At 59.6% G+C, this 19,963-nt stretch carries 22 protein-coding genes and 1 pseudogene; 19 read left to right on the top strand and 4 right to left on the bottom strand.

From position 1 onward, the window contains the following. The first annotated feature begins 421 nt into the window (after positions 1-421). The 6 genes and pseudogenes from HMPREF9371_RS09660 to HMPREF9371_RS13660 all read left to right on the top strand — a co-directional run bounded on the left by HMPREF9371_RS09660 (position 422) and on the right by HMPREF9371_RS13660 (position 5,200). A complete protein-coding gene (locus HMPREF9371_RS09660) occupies positions 422-1,138 on the top strand; it encodes an alpha/beta fold hydrolase (RefSeq protein WP_050797921.1) in 717 nt (238 codons plus the stop codon). Positions 1,139-1,155: 17 nt separating this feature from the next. Next, complete coding sequence (gene bioA / locus HMPREF9371_RS09655; RefSeq protein WP_198003625.1) at positions 1,156-2,436, top strand: adenosylmethionine--8-amino-7-oxononanoate transaminase; 1,281 nt, start codon at positions 1,156-1,158, stop codon at positions 2,434-2,436. Next, on the top strand, positions 2,433-3,602 hold the full coding sequence (locus HMPREF9371_RS09650; RefSeq protein ID WP_009119912.1) for an 8-amino-7-oxononanoate synthase: 1,170 nt from the start codon (positions 2,433-2,435) through the stop codon (positions 3,600-3,602). The genes bioA and HMPREF9371_RS09650 overlap by 4 nt, the downstream gene beginning before the upstream one ends. Further along, on the top strand, positions 3,599-4,345 hold the full coding sequence (locus HMPREF9371_RS09645) for a methyltransferase domain-containing protein (RefSeq protein ID WP_009119911.1): 747 nt from the start codon (positions 3,599-3,601) through the stop codon (positions 4,343-4,345). The genes HMPREF9371_RS09650 and HMPREF9371_RS09645 overlap by 4 nt, the downstream gene beginning before the upstream one ends. A 5-nt stretch (positions 4,346-4,350) precedes the next feature. Next, positions 4,351-4,998 (top strand): dethiobiotin synthase, encoded by a 648-nt coding sequence (bioD, locus tag HMPREF9371_RS09640; RefSeq protein ID WP_198003642.1) that lies wholly within the window; start codon positions 4,351-4,353, stop codon positions 4,996-4,998. Positions 4,999-5,030: 32 nt separating this feature from the next. Next, a pseudogene (locus HMPREF9371_RS13660) lies at positions 5,031-5,200 on the top strand (lipoprotein signal peptidase). A 98-nt stretch (positions 5,201-5,298) separates the two neighbouring features. Here the strand turns inward: HMPREF9371_RS13660 and HMPREF9371_RS09635 are convergent. Then, entirely contained in the window at positions 5,299-5,811 is a 513-nt protein-coding gene (locus HMPREF9371_RS09635; RefSeq protein WP_009119908.1) for a protein disulfide oxidoreductase, read from the bottom strand. 22 nt (positions 5,812-5,833) lie between these two features. Then, positions 5,834-6,448, bottom strand: coding sequence for a recombination mediator RecR (recR, locus tag HMPREF9371_RS09630; RefSeq protein ID WP_009119907.1), 615 nt, complete (start codon positions 6,446-6,448; stop codon positions 5,834-5,836). A gap of 165 nt (positions 6,449-6,613) precedes the next feature. Between recR and tsaE the strand changes: the two genes are divergently transcribed. Both tsaE and HMPREF9371_RS09620 read left to right on the top strand, forming a co-directional pair. Next, positions 6,614-7,078 (top strand): tRNA (adenosine(37)-N6)-threonylcarbamoyltransferase complex ATPase subunit type 1 TsaE, encoded by a 465-nt coding sequence (tsaE, locus tag HMPREF9371_RS09625; RefSeq protein ID WP_009119905.1) that lies wholly within the window; start codon positions 6,614-6,616, stop codon positions 7,076-7,078. Next, the gene (locus HMPREF9371_RS09620) at positions 7,075-8,355 is read left to right on the top strand and encodes an N-acetylmuramoyl-L-alanine amidase (protein ID WP_009119904.1); all 1,281 of its coding nucleotides are present in this window, start codon (positions 7,075-7,077) and stop codon (positions 8,353-8,355) included. Before tsaE ends, HMPREF9371_RS09620 begins: the two co-directional genes overlap by 4 nt. 107 nt (positions 8,356-8,462) lie before the next feature. Here the strand turns inward: HMPREF9371_RS09620 and acs are convergent, their stop codons facing one another. Beyond that, on the bottom strand, positions 8,463-10,427 hold the full coding sequence (gene acs, locus HMPREF9371_RS09615; protein ID WP_009119903.1) for an acetate--CoA ligase: 1,965 nt from the start codon (positions 10,425-10,427) through the stop codon (positions 8,463-8,465). A 512-nt stretch (positions 10,428-10,939) separates the two neighbouring features. Between acs and HMPREF9371_RS09610 the strand changes: the two genes are divergently transcribed. The 3 genes from HMPREF9371_RS09610 (at position 10,940) to HMPREF9371_RS09600 (ending at position 13,665) form a co-directional block, all read left to right on the top strand. Then, positions 10,940-11,668, top strand: coding sequence for a metal ABC transporter ATP-binding protein (locus HMPREF9371_RS09610; RefSeq protein ID WP_009119901.1), 729 nt, complete (start codon positions 10,940-10,942; stop codon positions 11,666-11,668). A gap of 174 nt (positions 11,669-11,842) precedes the next feature. Beyond that, the gene (locus HMPREF9371_RS09605; RefSeq protein WP_009119900.1) at positions 11,843-12,715 is read left to right on the top strand and encodes a metal ABC transporter permease; all 873 of its coding nucleotides are present in this window, start codon (positions 11,843-11,845) and stop codon (positions 12,713-12,715) included. Between the two features lie 32 nt (positions 12,716-12,747). Continuing rightward, on the top strand, positions 12,748-13,665 hold the full coding sequence (locus HMPREF9371_RS09600; RefSeq protein WP_040661091.1) for a metal ABC transporter solute-binding protein, Zn/Mn family: 918 nt from the start codon (positions 12,748-12,750) through the stop codon (positions 13,663-13,665). A gap of 102 nt (positions 13,666-13,767) precedes the next feature. Here HMPREF9371_RS09600 and HMPREF9371_RS09595 read toward each other — a convergent pair whose 3' ends face one another. Next, positions 13,768-14,580: an inositol monophosphatase family protein gene (locus tag HMPREF9371_RS09595; protein WP_009119898.1), complete on the bottom strand. Its 813-nt coding sequence runs from the start codon at positions 14,578-14,580 to the stop codon at positions 13,768-13,770. 307 nt (positions 14,581-14,887) lie between these two features. Between HMPREF9371_RS09595 and HMPREF9371_RS09590 the strand changes: the two genes are divergently transcribed. The 8 genes from HMPREF9371_RS09590 to HMPREF9371_RS13805 all read left to right on the top strand — a co-directional run bounded on the left by HMPREF9371_RS09590 (position 14,888) and on the right by HMPREF9371_RS13805 (position 19,961). Continuing rightward, the gene (locus HMPREF9371_RS09590; protein WP_009119895.1) at positions 14,888-15,379 is read left to right on the top strand and encodes a DUF456 domain-containing protein; all 492 of its coding nucleotides are present in this window, start codon (positions 14,888-14,890) and stop codon (positions 15,377-15,379) included. Between the two features lie 87 nt (positions 15,380-15,466). Then, entirely contained in the window at positions 15,467-15,880 is a 414-nt protein-coding gene (locus tag HMPREF9371_RS09585) for a PTS sugar transporter subunit IIA (RefSeq protein ID WP_009119894.1), read from the top strand. Then, positions 15,874-16,143, top strand: a complete 270-nt coding sequence (locus HMPREF9371_RS09580) for an HPr family phosphocarrier protein (protein ID WP_009119893.1) — start codon at positions 15,874-15,876, stop codon at positions 16,141-16,143. The genes HMPREF9371_RS09585 and HMPREF9371_RS09580 overlap by 7 nt, the downstream gene beginning before the upstream one ends. Before the next feature lie 2 nt (positions 16,144-16,145). Beyond that, complete coding sequence (gene ptsP / locus HMPREF9371_RS09575; protein ID WP_009119892.1) at positions 16,146-17,897, top strand: phosphoenolpyruvate--protein phosphotransferase; 1,752 nt, start codon at positions 16,146-16,148, stop codon at positions 17,895-17,897. A gap of 149 nt (positions 17,898-18,046) precedes the next feature. Continuing rightward, entirely contained in the window at positions 18,047-18,289 is a 243-nt protein-coding gene (locus HMPREF9371_RS09570) for a type II toxin-antitoxin system Phd/YefM family antitoxin (protein WP_009119890.1), read from the top strand. Then, positions 18,279-18,566, top strand: coding sequence for a type II toxin-antitoxin system RelE family toxin (locus HMPREF9371_RS09565; protein WP_009119889.1), 288 nt, complete (start codon positions 18,279-18,281; stop codon positions 18,564-18,566). The genes HMPREF9371_RS09570 and HMPREF9371_RS09565 overlap by 11 nt, the downstream gene beginning before the upstream one ends. A gap of 403 nt (positions 18,567-18,969) precedes the next feature. Continuing rightward, positions 18,970-19,401 (top strand): pilin, encoded by a 432-nt coding sequence (locus HMPREF9371_RS09560; RefSeq protein ID WP_009119888.1) that lies wholly within the window; start codon positions 18,970-18,972, stop codon positions 19,399-19,401. Between the two features lie 65 nt (positions 19,402-19,466). After that, a complete protein-coding gene (locus HMPREF9371_RS13805) occupies positions 19,467-19,961 on the top strand; it encodes a pilin (RefSeq protein ID WP_009119887.1) in 495 nt (164 codons plus the stop codon). Positions 19,962-19,963: the final 2 nt, after the last annotated feature.

The following is a 19,963-nucleotide window of genomic DNA, read 5'->3' as shown; positions in this document are numbered from 1 at the left end:
TGTGGTGTGGTGTGTGTGTGTGTGGTGTGGTGTGGTGTGGTGTGGTGTGGTGTGGTGTGGTTGGGTTGGTTGGGTTGGGTTGGGTCGGTTGGATTGGGCTGCTACTGCTACCACAGGCGGATAGCATTAAAGTGACAATAAGAGTGGCTAAGCAATGTTTTTGCATATTTAAAGTTCCTTATCATTAATTTCAATCAGAGGTCTTACAAAACTCTTTCAGGTAGCCTGAGATTTGTTGTAGCTTGGTGGGTAATTGTTGATGAGAAGTATAACATTCCGGTATGAAAAAGCTAGCTTTTGAAAAATTTAGTAAAGATTGTTGTGGGTGTTTGATGGTTTGTAGCGGCATAATGTGCCGTTTCCCCGCATCTCAGGCTACCTGAAAAGCCGGATGCTGTTTGGGATGAAAGGAAGACAAGTCATGAAGCGGCGTATTCTGATGTTGGGCGGTTTTGCCTTGGGCGATTATCCGCTGCGCGATTTGGCGGCGGCTTTGCAGGATGACGGCTATGCGGCGCTGCCGGTACCGCTGCCGCAGGATGAGGATTTGCCGGCAGGGCTGGCGGCGGTGTGCCGGCGATACGCTTTGGGCGCGGACGATGTGGTATTGGGCTGGTCTTTGGGCGGCCAGTTGGCGGCCTTGCTGGCGGCGGCGGCGGGCTGCCGGCTGGTAACGTTGGCCTCCAGCCCCAAGTTTTGCGCCGATGAAGATTGGGCGGGCGGCATGGCGGCGGAGGCGTTTGCGCGTTTTGTGCGCCGGCAGGAAGCGCAGCCCGAGCAGAATGTGGCGCAGTTTGCCGCGCTGGCGGGCATGGGCGACGATTGCCCGCAGTTGCGGCAAATCGTGCGCGAAGTGCGCGCCCGCGTGCCTGAAGGCGAAGGGCAGGCGGCAGTGAATTTGCGGCATTTGGGTTGGCTGGCGCGGCTGGATACTTTCGCTTGCCTGCACCGTTTGCCTGTGCCGCAATTGCACCTCTTGGGCGAAAATGATGTACTCTTCGACTCCGCCGCGGTGGCGGCACGGCTGCCGCAGCGGCCGGATGTGCAGGTGCGGCTGTTGGCCGGTGTCGGTCATCTGCTGCCGCTCACCCGCGCCCAAGCCTGCGCCGAGGCGGTGCATGCTTTTTTAACCCCTTAATCTGCCGAAATAAATCCATGCCGAATTCCGCTATGAACCCGCTTCAATTCGACCAACACCATCTCTGGCATCCCTACACGTCCATGACCCGCCCGCTGCCCGCCTTGTTGGTCAAACGGGCGCAAGGGGCGGAAATCGAGCTGCAAGACGGCACGCGCCTGATTGACGGCATGTCTTCCTGGTGGTGCGCCATCCACGGCTACAACCATCCCGTGATCAATCAGGCGGTGCAAGACCAGCTGGCCGAGATGTCGCACATCATGTTCGGCGGGCTCACCCACCGGCCGGCCATCAAATTGGGCGAGCTGCTGCTCTCGATTGCGCCGCCGCAGATGGACAAAATCTTTTATGCCGATTCCGGCTCGGTGGCGGTGGAAGTGGCGCTGAAAATGGCGGTGCAGTATTGGGCGGGCGTAGGGCGGCCGCAGAAAAACAATATCGCCACCGTGCGCAGCGGCTACCACGGCGACACTTGGAATGCGATGTCGGTGTGCGATCCGGTAAACGGCATGCACCACATTTTCGGCAGCAGCCTGCCGCAGCGCCTGTTTGCCGATGCGCCTAAGGTGCGTTTCGGCGAGGCGTGGCGCGAAGAGGATTTGGAATCGGTGCGCCGCCTGTTTGCCCGCCACGGCGGCGAGATTGCGGCGTTCATCATCGAGCCGGTGGTGCAGGGCGCGGGCGGGATGTTTTTTTATCACCCCGAATACCTGCGCGGTTTGGCGGCTTTGTGCCGCGAGCACGATATTTTGCTGGTGTTCGATGAAATCGCTACCGGCTTCGGCCGCAGCGGCCGCCTGTTTGCCTGGGAGCATGCCGGCGTGGCGCCCGACATCATGTGCATCGGCAAGGCGCTCACCGGCGGTTATATGACGCTGTCGGCGGTGCTGGCCACGCGGCAGGTGGCCGAGGGCATCAGCGCGGGCGGCGGCGTGTTGATGCACGGGCCCACCTTTATGGCCAACCCGCTGGCTTGCGCGGTGGCGCTGGCCTCCACCCGCTTGCTGCTGTCGCAAGACTGGCAGGCGAATATCCGCCGCATCGAAGGCCGTTTGCAGGGACTGCAGGCGGCGCGTGCCTGCGTTCAGGTAGCCGATGTGCGTGTGTTGGGGGCCATCGGCGTGGTGGAGCTTACCCGCGCGGCGGATATGGATAAGGTGCAGCGCCTGCTGCCGCAATTGGGCGTATGGCTGCGGCCGTTCGGGCGTTTGGTGTATCTGATGCCGCCTTATGTGATCAGCAACGAACAGTTGGATGATTTGGTGGCGAAAACTTTGCAACTGGTGGCCGAACTATGAACAGGCTACCTGAAAGCTGGCAGGCCTGGTTGGCCGGCCGCATGGCGGAAAAAGAAGCGGCACACAATCAAAGACGGCTGCAGCCTTTGGCGCGGCAGGGCGTTTATGTGCGGCATCAGGGGCGGCGCCTGGTGAATTTGGCCGGCAACGACTATCTGGGCATCGGCGCCGACACCGAGTGGCTGGCCGAGTTTTGGGCGCAAACGCCGCCCGAAGAGCGTTTGCCGTCCGCTTCCGCTTCCCAGCTGCTGGCCGGCCATGCGCCTGCCCACCGGCGCTTGGAACACACGCTGACCGAGTTGTTTCAAGCGCCTGCGGCGGTCGGCTTTAGCAGCGGTTATCAAATGAACCAGGGCTTGTTGGCGGCCTTGGCCGGCGGCCCGCACACGCTGGTGTTGGCCGACAAACTGGTGCACGCCAGCATGGTGGACGGCATTTTGCTGTCGAAAGCGCCGTTCCGCCGCTACCGCCACAACGACATGGCGCATCTGGCCGATTTGCTCGCGCGCCACCACCGCGATTACGAACGCATCGTGATCGTGACCGAAAGCATTTTCAGCATGGACGGCGACGAAGCCGATTTGGCGCAGCTGCTGCGTTTCAAACGCCAATATGCCAATGTGGCGCTGTATGTGGACGAAGCCCATGCCGTCGGCGTGCGCGGCGCAACAGGGCTGGGCTGTGCCGAGGCGGCCGGCTGCATCGGCGAGATCGATTTTCTGGTCGGCACTTTCGGCAAGGCCGTCGGCTCGGTGGGCGGCTACCTGATTTGCACCGACTTGGTGCGCCGTTATGTGGTGAACCACGTGCGGCCGCTGATTTTCAGCACCGCCCTGCCGCCTCTCAATGCGGCGTGGACCGATTTCGTGCTGCGCCGCCTGCCTGCTTTGCACGAGCGTCGCTGCCATCTGGCCGCCATCAGTCGCCGCCTGGCCGACGCTGTGCGCGAAAAATACGGCGTTTGCCCCTCCACCTCGCACATCGTGCCGCTGATTACCGGCACCAATCAATCGGCTTTGGACAAAGCCGCCGAGCTGATGCGGCACGGCTTTTACGCCGCCGCCGTCCGTCCGCCCACCGTGCCCAACCATCAGGCGCGGGTGCGCTTCAGCCTGAGCGCGGCTTTGGATGAAGAAACCGTGGCCAGGCTGGCGGAGGCGTTATGATTTGCCCCGATTTGGTAAAAAGCCGCTTTGAAAAATCGTTTGCCTCTTATGATGCCCATGCCGCCGTGCAGGCCGACATCAGCGCGGAGCTGTTTGCCCAATGGCAGCGGCAGCGGCCGCAGGCCGGCCGCCTGCTCGAGCTGGGCTGCGGCACCGGCAATCTCACCCGCCGCTTGGCCGGCCTGATTGGGCTGGAAAACGTGTACCTCAACGATTTGTGCCGCCAGTCGGCCGGCTTGACCGCGCTGTTTCCCGCCGGCTGCGCAAGTTTTCTGGCAGGCGATATGGAAAGCGTGGCGCTGCCGCAGGATTTGGACGCCGTGGTGTCCGCCTCCGCCGTGCAATGGGCCAACGATTTGCCCCGCCTGCTGGGCCGTTGCGCCGACAGCCTCAAACGCGGCGGCTGGCTGGTGCTCTCCAGCTTCGGCCCGCAGCACTACGCCGAAACCAAAGCCCTCACCGGCATCGGCCTGACTTACTACTCCCTCGAGCAATACTGCGATTGGCTGGCGCCGCAGTTCGACATCGTGTGCACGCAGCAAACGCTGCGCCGCCTGGTTTTTGCACAGCCGTCTATGGTATTGGCCCATATGCGCCACACCGGCGTTTCCGGCGTGCAGCGCACCCCGTGGAGCAGGCGGCAGTTGCGGGCGTTTGAGGCCGATTACACAGCACGCTTCGGCAGTGGTGCCGGCGTGCCGCTTACCTACCATCCCCTTTTGCTGTTGGCGAGGAAAAAATGAAGCATCTGCACGGCACCTACTTTATCGGCGGCATCGACACCGATGCCGGCAAAACCGTGGCCACCGGCTATCTCGCCGCCCGCATCGCCCAAGCCGGCGGCCGCGTCATCACCCACAAACCGGTGCAAACCGGCTGCACGGATGTAGCAGACGACATCCTCCGCCACCGCGCCATTATGGGCTGCGGGCTGTTGGCCGAAGACCGCGACAAGCTCACCATGCCGCAGATGTTCCCCTATCCCTGCTCCCCCCATCTGGCCGCCGAGCTGGCCGGCCGTGCCATCGACTTCGCCGCCATCGACCATTCCCTCGCCGTCTTGCAGCAGCGTTACGACACCGTTTTGGTAGAAGGCGCCGGCGGCCTGCTGGTGCCGCTGCGGGAAGATTATCTGCAAATCGACTGGGTGCGCGAGAAGCAGTGGCCGGTGATTTTGGTGAGCAGCGGCAAACTCGGTAGCATCAACCACACCCTGCTCAGTCTCGAAGCCCTGCGCCACCGCGGCATCCCCCTGGCCGGCGTGGCCTACAATCCGTTTTTCCGCAGCCAAGACGAAACCATCCACCAAAACACCCACGCCTATCTGCAAGGCTACCTGAAACGGCATTTCCCGCAGGCCGCCTGGTGGGATATTCCCTGTTTGCCGAATGTATAACCATGCTTTCAGGTAGCCTCAGGCTGAGACCTTTGCAAAACCCCCATCTGCGGCGCATTTCTGCGTTGTGCGCTGCTCGCTCGCTTGCCTATCTCTATGATATGTCTTTCCCACGGGGATTCCTGCGTTCACGCTTGCTGCGCTGCTACGCCTTGAACTGCATCCACATCTGAGGGTTTTGCAAAGGTCTCAGGCTACCTGAAAGCTGTTGAGCCCAATCAAAACCGCACTTCATGCAAGACGAAGTGCGGTTTGTTCGTACGGAGATTGTATGAGGGGCGCAGTGTTGCTGTGCCGGGGCTACCAAGCCGCCCAGGCCAGGCGGGCTTTGAGGCCGTAGTAGCTGCTGATGCCGCTGGTGCTGTGGCGGATTTTGCCGTGGCGCAGGATGACGATGGTGGGGAAGGCTTTGATTTGCCAGGCAGCGGCCAGGCGGCCTTGCGGGTCGGCCACGGCGGGAAACTGCCAGCCGTGCTGTTTCAGGTAGCCTGCGATGTCGGCCTCGCTGCCAGAGGCGGTGGCGATGCTGAGCACGCGCACGCCGTCTTGGCGCAGTTGTTCGATGGCGGGCGAGGTGTGGCGGCAGATGCCGCACCAGCTGCCCCAGAAATACAGCACCACCGGCTCTTGCCGGCTGAGTTCGGCGGGGTTGAGGGCACGGCCGTCGGCGGTGTGCAGGGTTTGGTCGGCATCGGCGGGCAAAACGGGGGCGCGCCACCAGTCGAACAGCCACATCACGGCAAAGATCAGCAGCAGGGTTTGGCTGGCTTGGCGCAGCCAGTAGCGCAGGGATTTTGGGCGGGCGGGCTTCATCGGGCTACCTGAAAACGGTTTGTTATTCGGCTTCTTTGAGCAGTTTGCGTTCGTACACGGATTGGGCGAGCGTGCCGGCGTCGATGTATTCCAGTTCGCTGCCCAAGGGCATGCCGTGGGCCAGCCGGCTGACGCGGTAGGGCAGGGTTTTGAACAGCTCGGCCAACACATAGGCGGTGGCGTTGCCTTCGGGGGTGAAGGCGGTGGCGATGATGACTTCTTCCACCGGGCTGTTTTGCAGCCGCGCCACCAGTTTGTCGAGCGCGATGTGTTGCAGGTCCATGCCCTGCGCGGGGCTGATCTGCCCCATCAGCACGAAATAGAGGCCGTCGTGGCAGTTGGCGGCTTCCATGCCGGCCACGTCGGCGGGTAGGTGGACAATCATCAGGCGGCGCGGATCGCGGTTTTCGTCGGCGCAAATGGCACACAATTCGCCTTCGCAAAAGGTGTTGCACAGGCGGCAGTGCTGCACGGCGGTGAGGGCGTGTTGCAGGGCGGCGGCCAGCTCGGCGGCGCCGTCGCGCTTGTGGCGCAACAGTTCGTAAGCCATGCGGCGGGCGGATTTGGGGCCGACATTGGGCAATACTTTGAGGGCGTCGGTGAGGCGGCCGAAGGCGTCGGGTTTTTTACGGCTCATGGCGTGGAAAGCGGCTGGCGGGCAAAGCGGGCATTTTACTATACCTGTTTGGTCGCTGCAGGCTACCTGAACGGGCGGTGGCGAATGTTAAAAACGCGCAAAAGCGCTGGCGGGTGCGGGCGGTCGGCTTGGCATTTGGCGCGGTGGCAAGCATAATCCGCCCCTATGGACAAACAAGCCGATACACTTCGCATTTTTCTGGAAAACGAAGCCGCCGCCGATGCGCTGGCCGAACGCTGGGCGCCGCATTTGCAGGCGCCGCTCACGGTGTGGCTGGGCGGCGATTTGGGCGCCGGCAAAACCACGCTGGTGCGCGCACTCTTGCGCCGTCTCGGCCATCAGGGCGCGGTGAAAAGCCCCACTTATGCGCTGGTGGAAAGCTACCGCGTGGGCGGCACCGACATCCACCATTTCGATCTCTACCGTTTCACGTCGCCCGAGGAGTGGGAAGACGCGGGCTTGGACGATTTGTTCGAACAACCCGGCCTGCGCTTTATCGAGTGGCCGCAAAACGGCGGCGGATTCACGCCGCCGCCCGATGTTCAGGTAGCCTTGAGCGTGCAGGACGGCGGCCGCCTGTGCACCCTCACCGCCCTCACCGACAACGGCAGACAAAGTTTGGCAATATGAACTCTCCCTTTACCCGCAGACAGTTTCTCGGCGGCAGCGCCGGCCTGCTCTTGCTCGGCTTCTCCGCCACCGCCTGGGGGCGCAACACGCCGCAGTTTGTGGCCGTGCGCATCTGGCCGGCCCATTCCTACACCCGTCTCACCCTCGAATCCACCCAGCCCGTGCGCTACAAGCATTTCACGCTCGACAACCCGCGCCGCTTGGTGGTGGATATTCAAGGCGCCACCCTCAACAGCGTATTGCAGGGCCTGTCGCAAAAAGTGGTGAGCACCGACCCCTATATCCACAATGTGCGCGTGGGGCAGTACAACCCCGAAACCATCCGCGTGGTGATGGATTTGAAAACCGCGGTCAATCCGCAGGTGTTTGCGCTGCCACCGGTGGCCAATTTCCAGCACCGGCTGGTGGTGGATCTGTATCCCACTCAGGCCGTGGCTTTGGCGCAGGAGCAGAACGACCCCTTGATGGCGCTCTTGCAGGATTACAGCAACGGCAAAATCCGCAGCGACGGCACCGCCGAAGCCAGCGCGCAGGCGCATGTGCCGCCGGTACAGCACACCCCGCCGCCCGCCCAAACCGCCCGCAACCGCAAGCCGGTGATCATGCTCGACCCCGGCCACGGCGGCGAAGACCCGGGCGCCATCGGCCCCAGCGGCGTGCGCGAGAAAGACGTGGTGCTGTCGATCGCCCGCGAAACCCGTCGCGAAATGGAGCGCATGGGCTATCAGGTGTATATGACGCGCAACGAAGACGTGTTCCTGCCCTTGCGCGTGCGCGTGGCCAAGGCGCGCAGCCAAAAGGCCGATGTGTTTATTTCCATTCACGCCGATTCCTTTACCACGCCCAATCCGCGCGGCGCCGGCGTGTACGCCCTCAGCCGCGGCCGCGCCACCAGCGAGGCCGCCCGCCGGCTGGCGCAGTCGCAAAACGCGGCCGATTTGATCGGTGGCATCCGCAGCAGCGGCAACAGCCAGGTGGACAATACCCTGCTCGATTTGGTGCAGACCGCCACCATCAACGACAGTTTGAAGCTCGGCAAAGCGGTGCTCAACGAAATGGGCAAAATCAACCGCCTGCACAAAGGCCATGTGGATCAGGCCGGTTTTGCCGTGTTGCGCGCGCCGGATATTCCGTCGATTTTGGTGGAAACCGCGTTTATCTCCAATCCCACCGAGGAGCGGCTGCTGGCCAGCAGCGAATTCCGCAAAAAAGCCGCCCGCGCGATTGCCGCCGGCACCAAGCAATATCTGGCCCACGCGGTGTTGGCGCGGCGTTGAGGCGGCCAACACCCTTCATTGCTGAGGCGGATTGACCGCATGGCAACATAAAAACAGGCTACCTGAAAGTTTCAGGTAGCCTGTTTGCTTGCCGCGAAGCGGTGTCATCAATTGCTGTGCTTCAGCTGTTCCATCACTTGCGGGTTTTCCAGGGTGGAAATATCGGATGTGATTTCTTCGCCTTTGGCCAGCGAGCGCAGCAGGCGGCGCATGATTTTGCCGGAGCGGGTTTTGGGCAGGTTTTCGCCGAAGCGGATGTCGTCGGGCTGGGCGATTTTGCCGATTTCGTGCGCCACCCAGTTTTTCAGCTCCTGAGCCAACTTCTGTTTGTCGGCGTCATTCTGCGGATACTCGCCTTTGAGCACCACAAAGGCCACCACCGCTTCGCCTTTCACGTCATGCGGTTTGCCCACCACGGCGGCTTCGGCCACCAGCGGGTTGGCTACCAATGCCGATTCGATTTCCATGGTGCCCAAGCGGTGGCCGGACACGTTCAAGACATCATCTACGCGGCCCATGATCCAGATGTAGCCGTTCTCGTCGCGGTGGGCCGAGTCGCCGGCCACATAGTATTTGCCGCCGAAGTCTTCGGGGAAGTAGGTGGATTTGAAGCGTTCGTCGTCGCCCCACACGGTGCGCAGCAGAGAGGGGAAGGGGCGTTTGATGACGAGGAAGCCGCCGTTGCCTTTTTCCACCGGCGCGCCGGATTCGTCCACAATATCGGCCATGATGCCGGGCAGCGGCAGGGTGCAGGAGCCGGGTTTGATGGCCACGGCGCCGGGCAGGGGGGCGATCATATTGGAGCCGGTTTCGGTTTGCCACCAAGTGTCCACAATCGGGCAGCGGCCGCCGCCCACCACTTCGTAATACCACATCCACGCTTCGGGATTGATCGGCTCGCCCACGGTGCCGAGCAGGCGCAGGCTGGAGAGGTCGAATTGGGTAGGCGCGTCGGCACCCAGCTTGATCAGCGAGCGGATGGCGGTGGGCGCGGTGTAGAAGGTGGTGACTTTGTGTTTTTCGATGGTGCTCCAGAAGCGCGAGGCGTCGGGATAAGTGGGCACGCCTTCAAACACAATCTGGGTGGCGCCCACCGCCAGCGGGCCGTAGGCGATGTAGGTGTGGCCGGTGATCCAGCCCACGTCGGCGGTACACCAATACACGTCGTCGTCTTTGTAGTCGAACACCCATTTCATACTCATGATGGCGCCGAGCAGGTAGCCGCCGGTGCTGTGCTGCACGCCTTTGGGTTTGCCGGTGGAGCCGGAAGTGTAGAGAATGAACAGCGGGTCTTCGGCATTCATCCATTCCGGTTCGCATTCCGCGCTTTGGCCGGCGACCAGTTCGTCCCAAAACACGTCTTTGCCGCCCATGGCCACGTCGGCATCGGTGCGGCGGAACACCACCACTTTTTCCACGCTCGGGCAGTCGCCGTCGGCCAGCGCTTCGTCCACCGTGGCTTTCAGCGGCACGCGCTTGCCGCCGCGCACGCTTTCGTTGGCGGTGATGATGACTTTTGCCGCCGCATCTTTCACGCGGTCTTTTACCGCGCCGGAGGAGAAGCCGCCGAACACCACGGAATGGATGGCGCCGATGCGGGCGCAGGCCTGCATCGCCACCACGGCATCGGGCACCATCGGCATATAAATCACCACGCGGTCGCCTTTTTCTACGCCCAGGGATTTCAGGCCGTTGGCAAAGCGGCACACGCGCTCGTACAACTCGCGGTAGCTGATGGTTTCGCTGCTGCCGTCGTCTTTCTCGTAAATGATGGCGGTTTTGTCGGCTTTGTCGGCCAGGTGGCGGTCGAGGCAGTTGTAGGAAATGTTGAGGATGCCGTCGTCAAACCATTTGAAAAACGGCGCATTGCGCTCGTCGAGCACGCGGGAAAAGGGTTGGTGCCAGCTAATGTGTTCGCGGGCCAGCGCACCCCAGAAACCTTCGTAGTCTTCGTCGGCCTTCTCGCACAGCGCATGGTAGCCCTCCATACCGCTGACGTTGGCGCGGGTGCGGGTTTGGTCGCTGGGTTCGAATACCCGGTTTTCTTTCAAGACGGATTCAATCGCAGACATAATGTGACTCCTTTGCGGATAGGCGGTCGGGGGAAAGAATATAAGGCTACCTGAAAGCGGCGGAAGCCGGTTTTAGGTAGCCTTATGTGCGCTCTCTACTTTTCCTTTATATACTTGTTTCGGTCTTGGTAGCGGGCTACCGAAGAACGTGGGCGCATTGAACCCGAATTGCGCCGGAGAGGCCAATCTTTTTTTTGGATAGCCGCCATCAGGCCGTGCAATCATGTTGGGATAAGTAAATAAAAGTTATCCTTTTTTCTTTTGATTGAAGAGCGTTTGCTCGGGTGCGAGAAGATGTGCTGCACTGCACAAACAGCGGAGCGGCGGGCACAACAGACCGCCCTAGTCAGTATGGTTGTTATAAGGTATCATCCGCTTCCCATTTTTCCGGATCAACGAAAGACTGCCTTGGGTATGTATTCTTGGTTGCTCGGCGGCCTCGGCGGCCGTCTGTTGCTGGCCGCGGCGCTGATTGCCGTGATGGCGGCCTTATTTTTTTGGGCGGTGGCCGCATGAGCATTTTGGTGGACAACCTTACCGTGAGCTACCGCCGGCATCCGGTGGTGCATCATGTTTGCTGCGCTTTTGAGGCGGGCGGCAAATGGGCGCTGTGCGGGCCCAACGGTGCCGGTAAGTCCACGCTGCTGAAGGCGGTGATGGGTCTGCTGCAGGCGGATACCGGCGCGGTGTTGTGGGAAGGATTGTCGCGCCGCGATATTGCCTATCTGCCCCAGCAGGCGGAAACCGACCGCAGCCAGCCGATGTCGGTGTACGAATTGGCGGCTTTGGGCCTGTGGTACGAAATCGGCTTTTTCGGCGGCATCAACCGCCGGCAGAAAGAGCGGGTGTGGGAAGCGCTGGCGCGGGTGGGGATGGCGGATTTCGCCCGCCGCCCGATCAGCCAGCTGTCCAACGGCCAATTCCAGCGCGTGTTGTTTGCCCGTATGTTGGTACAGGATGCGCGCTTTCTGCTGCTGGACGAACCGTTTAATGCGGTGGACGCCCGCACCACCGAGGCGCTGCTGGACCTGTTGGACCAATGCCACCGTCAGGAAGGACGGGCGGTGGTGGCCGTGCTGCACGATTACGAGCAGGTGCGGGCCCATTTTCCGCACACCCTGTTGATTGCCCGCGAAAAAATTGCCGCCGGCGCCAGCGGCGAGGTGCTGACGGCAGGCTACCTGAAAGCCGCCAACGATGCGATGCGGCAGATGGAAAGCCGGGAGTGGTGCGAGCGCTGACGATACGCCTTTGATGACCCAATCCCGTTCTGTTTTCAGGTAGCCTGAGATCTTGGCAAAACCTGCATCTGTGCCGCATTTCTGTGTTGTGCGCTGTTGCGTCTTGAACAGTGTCCATATTGGAGGCTTGACCAAGGTCTCTGTCTGTTTTCCCGTGTTTACCGAAGTGTGCTGATGAATTTAATCGAATTGATCACCGACCCCTTCGCCGATAGCTTTATGCGCTATGCCTTGGCTTCGGTGTTGTTTTTGGCCGTCGGTGCCGCGCCGGTGGGCGTGTTTCTGGTGATGCGGCGCATGAGCCTGATTGGCGATGCGCTCGGCCATGCGGTGCTGCCCGGTGCGGCGGCAGGCTATATGCTCACTGGCACGCTCAGCCTGCCGGCAATGAGCATCGGCGGCTTTGCCGCCGGCATCGCCATGGCGCTGCTGGCCGGGCTGGTGAGCCGGTTGACCAATTTGAAAGAAGACGCCAATTTTGCCGCCTTTTATCTGGCCAGCCTGGCCTTGGGGGTGGTGCTGGTGAGCAGTCACGGCAGCAATGTGGATTTGCTGCATCTGCTGTTCGGCTCGGTGCTGGCGGTGGATGACGCTTCGCTGCTGCTGGTGTGGTGCGTGAGTGCGGTGTCGGTGCTCACCTTGGCGGTGATTTACCGCCCGCTGATGTTGGAGAGCGTGGACCCGCTGTTTCTGCGTGCGGTCAACGGCAAGGGCGGTTTGTGGCACGTGCTGTTTCTGATGCTGGTGGTGCTGAATCTGGTGGCCGGCTTTCAGGCCATGGGCACGCTGATGTCGGTGGGGCTGATGATGCTGCCGGCGATTACCGCCCGTTTGTGGGCGCGCAGCATGGGCGGGTTGATCGGCCTGGCGGTGCTGTTTGCGCTGTTGTGCAGTTTCTGCGGGCTGTTGTTTTCTTATTATGTGGACATTCCGTCGGGCCCGGCGATTATTTTGTGGCTGGGCGGGTTGTATGCGGTGTCGCTGTTTGCCGGCCGCGAGGGCGGCATGCTGCCGAAGTGGTGGCGCGGCCGGCACAAAACGGTTTGATTGGATCAACGAAAAGGAGTTGGAAGATGAACATGAAACGATGGAAGCTCGGCCTGGTGGCCGCCCTGTTTTCAGGTAGCCTGTATGCCGCGCCGATGGAAGTGGTGGCCAGTTTCAGCATTTTGGGCGATGTGGCCAAGCAGGTGGGCGGCGAGCGCGTCAACGTAACCAATCTGGTCGGCCCCGACCAAGACGCGCATGCCTACAACCTCACCAGCCGGGATTTGCGCACCGTGCGCAATGCCAAGCTGGTGCTGGTGAACGGCTTGGGCTTCGAGCAGGCGGCGGTGATGCGCGGCATCCGCCAAAGCGGCGTACCCTTTGCCGAAGCCACCCAAGGCATCCGCCCGCTAAAAGCCGAAGCGCACGACCACCATCATCACGATCATGACCACGGCCATGACCATCATCATCACGACCACGGCGAATTCGACCCCCATGTGTGGAGCGATCCCGTACTGATGCGCACTTACGCGCAGAATGTGGCCAACGCCCTGATCCGCGTGGACCCCGAAGGCCGCGCCTATTACCAACAGCGCCTCACCGACTATCAGGGCCGGCTCAATGCCCTGCACCAGTGGGCAAACAGTCAGTTCAACAGCGTGCCGCAGGCGCGGCGCAAAGTGTTGATCGGCCACCATTCGTTCGGCTATCTGGGCCAGCGCTACAAAGTGGAATTCGTTGCCCCGCAAGGCGTCAGTACCGATGCCCAGCCTTCCGCGCAACAGGTGGCGGCTTTGATCCGCCAAATCCGCAGCCAAAACATTCGCGCGGCGTTTAGCGAAAACATCAAAGATGCGCGCATGGTGCAGCGCATCGCTCAGGAAACCGGCATCCGCATCAACGGCAAACTCTACACCGACGCCCTCAGCCGCGGTGCGCCGGCCGCCACTTACGAGCAGATGTTCCACTACAATGTGAACGCCATGGTCAATGCCATGAAACAATAAGCATTTGTAGCAAATAGAAAAAAGGCTACCTGAAAACGAGCTGCGCAAGTTCTGCATAGCTCGTTTTCAGGTAGCCTTTTATGATGTGGACGAATCAGGCCGTCAATTGTCTGCAGTGGCACTGTCGGCGGGCAGATGCGGGGCGATGATTTTCAGCATTTGGGCCAGCACTTTCGGATTGGCCGCCACAATGTCGCCGCTTTCCAGCCAGCCCTCGTTGCCGCGCAAATCGGTGACGATGCCGCCGGCTTCCTGCACAATCAGCGCGCCGGCCGCGATGTCCCACGGCTTGAGGTTGAATTCGAAAAAGCCGTCGAAACGGCCGCAGGCCACGGCGCACAAATCCAAAGAGGCGGCGCCTTCGCGGCGGGCGCCGGCGGTTTTGGCCAAGAAATCTCGCAGAATGGCCAAATAGCGGTCCATCATGCTTTGATCCACCACCGGAAAGCCGGTGCCGATCAGGCTGCGGTTCATTTCGATGCGGTTGGAAACGCGGATGCGGCGGTCGTTGAGCAGGGCGCCTTTGCCGCGCGAGGCCATGTATAAATCGTTGCGCTCGGGGGCGTAAACCAAGGCTTCCTGCAACACGCCTTTGTGCAGCAGGGCCATGGAAATGGCGTATTGCGGATGGCCGTGCAGGTAGTTGGTGGTGCCGTCCAAGGGGTCGATGATCCATTCGTATTCGGCGCGCGGGTTGCCGCGGCTGCCGCCTTCTTCGGCGGTGATTCTGTGCTGGGGATAGGCCTCGAGCAGGATGTCGCTGATGATGGCTTCGGCGTTGCGGTCGATTTCGGAAACGAAGTCGTTGAAGGCTTTGCTGTCCACTTTCACGGCAGACAGATTGTTGGCAGCGCGCACCATCATGTCGCCGGCGCGGCGGGCGGCCTTGAAGGCGGTGTTGAGAACGGGATTCATGGGGTTTTCCTGTGATGAAACCGCCGGCAGGGGCGGCAAGGGGTTGATGCAGGGATTTGTTAAAGAGCGAAGGCCGCTATTATACGCGGGAAAAAGGGGCGGTGGTATGGCCGCGGTTTACCTTTGGCCGGCGGCGTTCTAATATATGGCTGCCCGCGCGGCAAGGCTTTAAAATCGGGCGGCCGCCCTGATTTAGGGCGTGTTGCCGGAAAGCTTGGGCAGTGGTTGTGAGTAAAGACTGCCGCCATGTTTTTTGACGACACGCCCCAGGCTACCTGAAAACCTGTTGACTAAAGGATATCCAAATATGACAGCCATTTTGATTACGCTGGCGCTGATTCTGCTGCTGGTGGGTTTGTTGGGCGCGGTGCATCCGGCGCTGCCGGGCATGCCGCTGATGTTTATGGGCGCCTGGCTGCTGGCCTACAGCCAGGATTACCAAGTCATCGGCTCGACCGCGCTGATTGTGATGGGCGTGCTGCTGGCGGTGGCGATGGCGTTGGATTATGTGTCCGGCTTGCTGGGCGCGAAGTTTACCGGTGCCAGCAAAGAGGCGCTTTGGGGTTCGGTCATCGGCGGCTTGGTGGGGCTGTTTTTTGCGCTGCCCGGCATGGTGTTCGGCCCCTTGGTGGGCGCGGCGGCCGGCGAATTTTGGGCGCGGCGCAATCTGCTGCGTGCGGGCAAAGTGGGCGTCGGCACCTTTATCGGCTTTATCGTCGGCGTGGTGGCCAAGCTGGGTTGCGCCTTAGTAGTGTTGTTCAGCATTGCCGGGCTGTATATTTATTATTGGTTGAGTTAAATTCACCGAACGGGCTTTCAGGTAGCCTGCCCAAGCCATTGCAGGTTACCTGAAAGCCCATACCGTATGTTTGTTTGAGGACCACGCATGATCGGCTTAATCCTGATGACCCATGAAACCTTGGGCAAATCCTATACCGAACTGGCCGAGCACTTCTTCGGCGGGGTGCCCGAGTATCTGGGCATTGTCGGCGTACATCCGCAGGAAGACCCGGAAGCGGTGTGGCAGCGGGCGCGCGCCGAAGCGGCGAGGGTGGATGCCGGCAGCGGCGTGCTGGTGTTGGCCGATATTTACGGCGCTACCCCCTGCAATGTGGGCAGCCGCCTGTTGGCGGACGGCGGGCGCGTGGTGTTGGCCGGCATGAATGCGCCGATGGTGATCAAAGCCCTGCAATACGCGCCGCAAGCGCAGGATTTGGTGGTATTCGCCCAAAAAGTGCGGCAAACCGGTTTGGACGGTATTGTTTGTTTACATTCGCAAGAGGGAGACGCATCATGCTGAAACAGGAAGCGGAAATCATCAACAAGCTCGGCCTGCATGCGCGGGCCTCGTGCAAATTCACCCAAACCGCCGGCGGCTTCCAGTCGGACGTATGGGTGAGCCGCGACGGCAAACGGGTAAACGGCAAAAGCATCATGGGCTTGATGATGTTGGCTGCCGCCAAAGGCGCGGTGATTGAAATCGAAACCGACGGCGCCGACGAAGCCGCCGCCATGAATGCCCTGCTGGCCTTGATCAACAACTATTTCGACGAAGGCGAGTAAACATGAGCGTAGTCTTGCACGGCGTGGCGGTGGGGGGCGGCATCGCCATCGGGCGGGCGCACCTGCCCGCGCGCGGCATGGAAGAAGTGCCGCATGTCGATTTGGAGCCCGACGAAATCGAAGGCGAAGCCGCCCGTTTCGAAACCGCCATCAAAGTGACCCGCCGCCAGCTCGAGCAGTTGCGCAGCGCGATTCCCGAAAACGCGCCCACCGAGCTGGGGGCGTTTATTTCCTTGCACCTGATGCTGCTCACCGACGTCACCCTCTCGCGCGAACCCATCGACATCATCCGCGCCCAAAGCATCAACGCCGAATGGGCGCTCAAGCTGCAAACCGACAAACTCTCCGAACAGTTCGATGCCATCGACGACGCCTATCTGCGCGAGCGCAAGCAAGACATGCTTCAGGTAGCCGAACGGATTTATAAAAACCTGGCCGGTCTCGATACCGAATTGCTGCGCCCCGAAAACGAAACCGACGACATCATCTTGGTGGCGCACGACCTCGCCCCCGCCGACACCGTATTTTTTAAAGAACAGCGCATCGCCGGCTTCGCCACCGACGCCGGCGGCCCCACCAGCCACACCGCCATCCTTGGCCGCAGTCTCGATATTCCTTCCGTGGTCGGCCTGCACAATGCGCGCGAACTGATTGCCGAAGACGAATGGGTGATTGTGGACGGCATCAGCGGCGTGCTCATCATCAATCCCGACGAGCTGATTCTGGCCGAATACCGCAAGCGCGACCGCCTCTACCGCAGCCAGAAACGTCTGCTCAACAAACTGAAAGACAGCGAAGCCACCACCCGCGACGGCGTGAACATCGAGCTGCTGGCCAACATCGAATCCGTGCAGGACATCCGCCTGCTGCACAAACTCTCCGCCGACGGCGTGGGCCTGTTCCGCAGCGAATTCCTCTATCTCAACCGCGACACCCAGCCCGACGAAGAAGAGCAATACCGCGTGTACAGCAGCCTGGTGAAAAAACTCAAAGGCAAGCCGCTCACCGTCCGCACCGTCGATTTGGGCGTAGACAAAAACCCGCGCTGGTTCGGCCAAAACCACGCCCTCAATCCCGCCCTCGGCCTCACCGGCATCCGTTTGTGCCTGGCCGAGCCGGTGATGTTCCGCACCCAAATGCGCGCCATCCTGCGCGCCGCCGCGCACGGCCCGGTGAAAATGATGTGGCCCATGATCGGCTCGATAGACGAAATCCGCCAATGCCTCACCCACCTGGCCACCGCGCGCAAACAGCTCGACGAACGCGGCGAAACCTACGGCAGCATCGAAGTGGGCGCCATGATCGAAATTCCCTCCGCCGCTATTACCGTAGCCACCCTGCTCAAATCGCTGGATTTCATCTCCGTCGGCACCAACGACCTCATCCAATACACCCTCTCCGTAGACCGCGGCGACGACAGCGTCAGCCACCTCTACCAGCCCGCCCACCCCGCCGTGCTCAAGCTCTTGCAAAACATCATCCGCACCGCCGACCGCCTAGGCAAACCCGTTTCCGTATGCGGCGAAATGGCCGGCGATCTGCACTACACTCGCCTGCTGCTCGGCCTCGGCCTGCGCCGCTTCTCCATGAACACCAGCAACCTGCTGGCCGTGAAAAACGTGGTCATCCAAAGCGACAGCCAAGCCCTGGCCGAACAAACCGGCAAACTGCTGCGCTTGGAAGATTTGGAGAAAGTGCGGCAGTTTTTGAAAAAGTTGAACAAAAGCGAAGAAGAAAAGGCTGCTGCGGAATAGGGAGAAGAATTTTCTGCTCCTACCTACCACATACCACAGTTGCATGTGGAACCGTTTAAAGCAAAAGCGTTTTTTAGCGCAATCAACTCGATATTGAAAAAGATGCTGAATAAAGCATAAAATAAAGCATCTTTTGAGAGGAGTAACGTATGCACACCATCTTAGCCGACTACACCGTCAGCGTGACCGAATTGAAGCGCAATTACGCCGCCATCGTAGCCGAGGCCGACGGCGCAGTGGCCGTGTTGAACCACAACAAACCGGAATCCTACTTAATCCCCGCCGCCCGCTATGAAGCCCTCATGGATTATTTGGAAGATTTGGAAGATGCCGAAACCGTGCGCCGCCGCTCGAATGAAACAGGCGTAGAGGTGGCGCTGGATGATTTATAAACTCTATTTCCTGCCGTCGGCCAAGCGGGAGTGGGACAAACTGGACGGCAGCATCAAGCGGCAATTCAAATCCAAACTGGTCGAACGCCTAAAAGAACCCCGTATCCCCTCTGCTGCCCTGCACAATATGCCGCACTGCTACAAAATCAAACTGCGCGGCGCAGGCTACCGTTTGGTTTATCGGGTAGATGGAGAGCGGATTACCGTAACCGTGCTGGCCATAGGCAAACGCGAACGGCTGGCGATATATCGCGCGGCAGCCAAAAGGGCTACCTGAAACGCTGTTCAGGTAGCCTGCTTTGTTTTTTGGCATAGTGTGCTTGCTTTTGCCCCGCAAAAAGTCAGATTTTGCGGAAGCGGAGGTAGAAAACTGACAAAAAATGTCAGTTTGGAGCGTTGATTCAGGCGGCAAAAGGCGGTAGATAAAGTAAAAATCCAGCCTAAAATTTAAGCTAAATTAAATAAAAACAAAATTATTTCAAATAATTAAAAATAAATTCGGATATTGGGCTGCTGTTTTGGCATCCCCGTTGCTGAACCCTTCTCATGGCGGCGGAGAATAGGATGCTCCAAAGCTTGTTAGGTATGTTTTCATTGTCGTACCCTCCGAAGCAGTACCCTTTCTTTTTTAGGTTGATTGTCTACTTACTTCGTTGTTTATTTTTTAAAGGAATTTCATTATGTTGAAACAAGTACAAAAAGGTTTTACCTTGATCGAGCTGATGATTGTGATCGCCATTATCGGTATTCTGGCCGCCATCGCCCTGCCCGCTTACCAAGACTACATCGCCCGCTCACAAATGACTGAAGCGTTTAACTTGGCTGGCGGCCAAAAAGGTGCGGTTACCGAGTATGAGGCAGATAAAGGTGTATTCCCGACAAGTAATGCTTCTGCAGGTGTTGCAGCAGCAGCAGATATTAACGGTAAATATGTTGAGAAAGTAGAAATCACTACTGACGGTAAAATTGTTGCTACCATGAGAAATAGTGGTACTTCTGCCGGCATCCAAGGTAAAACTTTGACTTTGACACCGACCAAGCAAAGTGGCTCTTACACTTGGGCGTGCACATCTTCTGCAAATAGCAAATATTTACCTGCTGCTTGCCGCTAATAAAGCTGTGATGTAATTTAAAAAAGGCCGCGCTATTGCGGCCTTTCTTTTCAGAAGAGGTGGATATGGATCGGTTTGTTTCTTCGCCATTAAATGGTTTCAAAACACATGGCTTAAAAGGCTTTACTTTGATTGAGCTGATGATTGTGATTGCCATTATTGGTGTATTGGCCGCCATGGCATTACCTGCGTACCAAGTTTATGTGGCGCGCGCGCAGGTTTCCGAGGCATTGAATTTGATGAACGGGATGAAAAGTGCGGTAGCGGAAAACTATCATAGTTCAGCAACGTGTGCAGACAACCAAAACAGCGATCATTTCGGTGTGGCGCATCAAAACCATATTTTGGGCAATCATGTGCAACGCATCCGTACTCAGACCAGCAGCCAAGCCGGGGAAACTTGCGAAATGGTTGCCACATTTAGAAACAGCAATGTAGCGGATGCTTTGAAAGGCAAAACTTTGATTCTGAGCTTAAGGGTAAGCAGCGGCAGTGATGTGTGGACATGCCGTTCGAATGACTTAAACAGCCTCTATTTACCTTCCGTTTGCCGCCCCTAGAT

The organism is Neisseria shayeganii 871 (assembly GCF_000226875.1).
Classification (GTDB): Bacteria; Pseudomonadota; Gammaproteobacteria; order Burkholderiales; family Neisseriaceae; genus Eikenella; species Eikenella shayeganii.
This window is presented reverse-complemented; position numbering and strand designations above follow the sequence as displayed.

Coding starts and splice junctions, on each gene's coding strand:
- HMPREF9371_RS09660 (WP_050797921.1), top strand. CDS start 422: ATGAAGCGGCGTATTCTGATGTTGGGCGGTTTTGCCTTGGGCGATTAT.
- bioA (WP_198003625.1), top strand. CDS start 1,156: ATGCCGAATTCCGCTATGAACCCGCTTCAATTCGACCAACACCATCTC.
- HMPREF9371_RS09650 (WP_009119912.1), top strand. CDS start 2,433: ATGAACAGGCTACCTGAAAGCTGGCAGGCCTGGTTGGCCGGCCGCATG.
- HMPREF9371_RS09645 (WP_009119911.1), top strand. CDS start 3,599: ATGATTTGCCCCGATTTGGTAAAAAGCCGCTTTGAAAAATCGTTTGCC.
- HMPREF9371_RS09635 (WP_009119908.1), bottom strand. CDS start 5,811: ATGAAGCCCGCCCGCCCAAAATCCCTGCGCTACTGGCTGCGCCAAGCC.
- recR (WP_009119907.1), bottom strand. CDS start 6,448: ATGAGCCGTAAAAAACCCGACGCCTTCGGCCGCCTCACCGACGCCCTC.
- tsaE (WP_009119905.1), top strand. CDS start 6,614: ATGGACAAACAAGCCGATACACTTCGCATTTTTCTGGAAAACGAAGCC.
- HMPREF9371_RS09620 (WP_009119904.1), top strand. CDS start 7,075: ATGAACTCTCCCTTTACCCGCAGACAGTTTCTCGGCGGCAGCGCCGGC.
- acs (WP_009119903.1), bottom strand. CDS start 10,427: ATGTCTGCGATTGAATCCGTCTTGAAAGAAAACCGGGTATTCGAACCC.
- HMPREF9371_RS09610 (WP_009119901.1), top strand. CDS start 10,940: ATGAGCATTTTGGTGGACAACCTTACCGTGAGCTACCGCCGGCATCCG.
- HMPREF9371_RS09605 (WP_009119900.1), top strand. CDS start 11,843: ATGAATTTAATCGAATTGATCACCGACCCCTTCGCCGATAGCTTTATG.
- HMPREF9371_RS09600 (WP_040661091.1), top strand. CDS start 12,748: ATGAAACGATGGAAGCTCGGCCTGGTGGCCGCCCTGTTTTCAGGTAGC.
- HMPREF9371_RS09595 (WP_009119898.1), bottom strand. CDS start 14,580: ATGAATCCCGTTCTCAACACCGCCTTCAAGGCCGCCCGCCGCGCCGGC.
- HMPREF9371_RS09590 (WP_009119895.1), top strand. CDS start 14,888: ATGACAGCCATTTTGATTACGCTGGCGCTGATTCTGCTGCTGGTGGGT.
- HMPREF9371_RS09585 (WP_009119894.1), top strand. CDS start 15,467: ATGATCGGCTTAATCCTGATGACCCATGAAACCTTGGGCAAATCCTAT.
- HMPREF9371_RS09580 (WP_009119893.1), top strand. CDS start 15,874: ATGCTGAAACAGGAAGCGGAAATCATCAACAAGCTCGGCCTGCATGCG.
- ptsP (WP_009119892.1), top strand. CDS start 16,146: ATGAGCGTAGTCTTGCACGGCGTGGCGGTGGGGGGCGGCATCGCCATC.
- HMPREF9371_RS09570 (WP_009119890.1), top strand. CDS start 18,047: ATGCACACCATCTTAGCCGACTACACCGTCAGCGTGACCGAATTGAAG.
- HMPREF9371_RS09565 (WP_009119889.1), top strand. CDS start 18,279: ATGATTTATAAACTCTATTTCCTGCCGTCGGCCAAGCGGGAGTGGGAC.
- HMPREF9371_RS09560 (WP_009119888.1), top strand. CDS start 18,970: ATGTTGAAACAAGTACAAAAAGGTTTTACCTTGATCGAGCTGATGATT.
- HMPREF9371_RS13805 (WP_009119887.1), top strand. CDS start 19,467: ATGGATCGGTTTGTTTCTTCGCCATTAAATGGTTTCAAAACACATGGC.